The 3800-nt window shown below is 63.7% G+C and carries 4 protein-coding genes; all 4 read left to right on the top strand.

Features of this window, described 5'->3' with window-relative positions; all coding sequences use genetic code 11:
- Nucleotides 1–56 precede the first annotated feature (56 nt).
- On the top strand, nt 57–1223 hold the full coding sequence (locus VKR55_RS06105; RefSeq protein ID WP_324400769.1) for an acyl-CoA dehydrogenase family protein: 1167 nt from the start codon (nt 57–59) through the stop codon (nt 1221–1223).
- Nucleotides 1224–1293: 70 nt separating this feature from the next.
- Entirely contained in the window at nt 1294–2418 is a 1125-nt protein-coding gene (locus VKR55_RS06110; protein WP_324400771.1) for a CaiB/BaiF CoA transferase family protein, read from the top strand.
- Complete coding sequence (locus VKR55_RS06115) at nt 2415–3272, top strand: HTD2 family dehydratase (protein WP_324400773.1); 858 nt, start codon at nt 2415–2417, stop codon at nt 3270–3272. Before VKR55_RS06110 ends, VKR55_RS06115 begins: the two co-directional genes overlap by 4 nt.
- The coding region (locus VKR55_RS06120; protein ID WP_324400775.1) for a thiamine pyrophosphate-binding protein at nt 3266–3800 on the top strand (535 nt) is incomplete at its 3' end. The genes VKR55_RS06115 and VKR55_RS06120, both read left to right, overlap by 7 nt.

Genomic DNA, 3800 nt, shown 5'->3' on the forward strand with positions numbered 1-3800 from the left:
TGCGTAAGCAAATCGGGTGAGGGGCGTTTGTTGCCTCCGCCTTGGCTGAAGAAAAGATGACGGCACCCGATCAAGACGAACATGCCGATATCCGCGATGCGGTAGCCAAACTGTGCGCGCAATTTCCAGGCGAATATTGGCGCAAGCTCGATCGCGAGATGGCCTACCCCAAGGCGTTCGTCGATGCACTGACGCAGGCCGGTTACCTCTCGGTGCTGATCCCCGAGGAATATGGCGGAGCGGGCCTGAAGCTCTCCGCGGCGGCCGCGATCCTCGAAGAGATCCAGCGCGCCGGCTGCAACGGCGGCGGCTGCCACGCCCAGATGTACACCATGGGCACGTTGCTGCGGCATGGCAGCGAAGCGCAAAAGGCCAAATGGCTGCCGAAGGTCGCCAGCGGCGAGTTGCGGCTGCAGGCTTTCGGCGTCACCGAGCCCACCAGCGGCACCGACACCTCGTCGCTGAAGACCTTTGCCAAGCGCGAAGGCAATGACAGCTATATCGTCAACGGCCAGAAGATCTGGACCAGCCGCGCCGAATACTCCGACCTGATGATCCTGTTGGCGCGCACCACGCCGAAGGAGCAGGCCAGCAAGCGCACCGACGGCCTGTCGGTGTTCATCGTGGACATGAAGGCTGCGAAAGGTAACGGGCTTTCGATCAGCCCGATCCGCACCATGATGAACCACTCCACCACCGAGGTCTTCTTCACCGACCTCAAGGTGCCGGCCGAGAACCTGATCGGCGAGGAAGGCAAGGGCTTTCGCTACATCCTCTCCGGCATGAATGCGGAGCGCATTCTGATTGCGTCGGAGTGTATCGGCGACGCCAAATGGTTCATCGCCAAAGCAACCGATTACGCCAAGGAGCGCGCGGTGTTCGGCCGGCCGATCGGCCAGAATCAAGGTATCCAGTTTCCGATCGCGAAGGCCTACGCCGCGATGCGCGCCGCCGAGCTGATGGTGAAGGAAGCGACCCGCAAATACGAGGCGGGGCTCGATTGCGGCGCGGAAGCCAACATGGCCAAGATGCTCGCGGCCGATGCGTCCTGGGACGCGGCCAACGCCTGCATCCAGACCCATGGCGGCTTCGGCTTCGCTGAGGAATACGATGTCGAGCGCAAATTCCGCGAGACGCGGCTCTACCAGGTGGCGCCGATTTCGACCAATCTGGTGCTGTCATTCATCGCCGAGCATGTGCTGGACATGCCCCGCTCCTATTGAGAAACGCGCCTTTCCCGGCAAACCCGAACCGGTTCGCCGATGAAGGACATGCGCAAACAAGAGAAAGATCATGCTGCCGCTTGAGGGAATTACCGTCATTGCCGTGGAACAGGCGGTTGCCGCGCCGTTCTGCTCGTCGCGCCTGGCCGATGCCGGCGCCACCGTTATCAAGATCGAGCGGCCGGAGGGCGATTTCGCCCGCGGCTACGATGCGGCCGCGAAAGGCCAGAGCAGCTATTTCGTCTGGCTCAACCGCGGTAAGCAGTCCGTCGTGGTCGACCTTACGACCAGGGAAGGACGCGCGCATCTCGAGGAGCTGATCGCCGGCGCCGACGTGCTCTTGCAGAACCTGAAACCAGGATCGATGGACAAGCTCGGCTTCTCGCTGGATCGGCTGAAGAAGGATTATCCGGCGCTGATCTGCTGCACCATCACCGGCTACGGCGACGAGGGCCCCTATGCGCATCGCAAGGCCTATGATCTCCTGGTCCAGGCGGATAGCGGCCTTGCCTCGATCACCGGCGGGCCGGAGGGCCCTTCGCGCGTGGGCGTATCCATCGTCGATATCGCCACCGGGGCGACCGCACATGCGTCCATCGTGGAAGCGCTCTTTGCGCGGACACGCACCGGCAAGGGCGCCGACATCCGCATCTCCATGTTCGACGTGATGGCCGATTGGCTTGCGGTGCCGCTGCTCAACTCGGAGGCCGGCAATCCCCCGAAGCGGATGGGCCTCGCCCATCCCTCGATCGCGCCCTACGGCGTATTCCGCTCCAGGGACGGCAAGGACATTCTGATCTCGATCCAGAGCGAGCGCGAATGGAAGAAACTCTGCGCAGAGGTGCTCGGTCAACCAGAGCTTCCGAATGATCCGCGCCTCGCCAACGTGCTCGAGCGTGTACGTAACCGCGCGCTTACGGACAAGATCGTCAGCGACATCTTCGGCTCGCTCAGCCGCGACGAGCTGTTGAAGCGCCTCGATCACGCCGACATCGCTTTTGCCGAGGTCAACACCATGGCCGACCTCACGGTGCATCCGCATCTGCGCCGCATCGAGGTCGACACCCCGAAGGGGGTCGTCACTTATTCCGCGCCGGCGCCAATCTTCGTGGGCGAGCCGCGCAAATATGGCCGCGTGCCTGCGATCGGAGAGCATGAGGAGATGCCGGAGTCGAAGGTGCGGAAGTCGTCATGACCGAGAAGCTCGACCTCGATCATCTGCAGCAGTGGATTGGCCGCTCCCAGGAGGCGTCCGACATCGTCACCGCGCAGCTCGTCAAGGGGCTGCGCGCTACGCTGTTCCAGGAGGTCGGCGAGCCGAAGACAGGTGACGCCGCGCCGTTCACGGTCCACTGGTGCCTGGCGCAACCGGTGTTTCCAATGTCGATGCTGGGGCCCGACGGGCATCCCACCCGCGGCGGCTTCCTGCCGCCGGTGCCGCTGCCGCGCCGAATGTGGGCCGGCGGCGAACTGGAGTTTCTCGATCCGCTTCGTGTCGGCGACGAAGCCAAACGCACCTCACGGATCGCCGACGTCACAGTGAAGAGCGGCTCGACCGGCACGCTCTGCTTTGTCGCGGTCGAGCATGTGGTGACGACACCGCGTGGCGTTGCGATTCGCGAACGCCAGGACATCGTCTATCGCGACATGGATCGTTCCTTGGGCGGCGCGCCGGCTGCGGCAGCGAAGGCTCCGCCTCCGCCGCCGGTCGCGAAACATCGCGAGAGCCATGTGTCGGATCCCGTGCTGCTGTTCCGCTACTCGGCGCTGACCTTCAACGGCCATCGCATCCATTACGACCGCGATTACGTCACCAAGGTCGAGGGCTATCCCGGGTTGATCTTCCACGGGCCGATGCAGGCGGCGTTGCAGATCGAATTCGCCGCAAAACTGCGCGGCCTGGTGCCGAAGAAGTTTTCCTATCGCGGTGTGCAGCCATTGTTCGAGGGCAATTTCTCCGTCAATGCCAACGAGACCGCGGCCGGCCTGGAAACCTGGACCGCCAATTCCGAAGGACAGCCGAGCATGAAAGGCACCGCGACGTGGTGAGCACGATCACCGTCAAGCAGGCGACCTTCGACCTGTTGCGCGCGTTCGGCATCAAAAAAGTCTTCGGCAATCCCGGCTCGACCGAGCTGCCCTTCCTGAGCGACTGGCCCGGCGACATCGACTATGTGCTGGGTTTGCAGGAAGCTTCCGTGATCGGCATGGCCGACGGCTATGCGCAAGCCACCCGCAACGCCGGCTTCGTCAACCTGCATTCGGCGGCCGGCGTCGGACATGCGCTCGGCAACGTCTTCACGGCCTTTCGTAACCAGACCCCGCTCGTGATCACCGCGGGCCAGCAGGCGCGCTCGATCCTGCCCTTGCAGCCTTTCCTGTTTGCCGAGCGCGCATCTGAATTTCCGCGGCCTTATGTGAAGTTTGCGGTCGAGCCGGCAAGGCCTGAGGACGTGCCGGCCGCGATTGCGCGGGCCTATTACACCGCGATGCAGCCGCCTTGCGGCCCGACCTTCGTCTCCGTGCCGATCGACGACTGGACCCATCCGGCGCAGCCGGTAAAGCCACGCCAGGTCA

The sequence above is a fragment of the Bradyrhizobium sp. genome (assembly GCF_035309285.1).
In the GTDB taxonomy this organism is placed as follows: Bacteria; Pseudomonadota; Alphaproteobacteria; order Rhizobiales; family Xanthobacteraceae; genus Bradyrhizobium.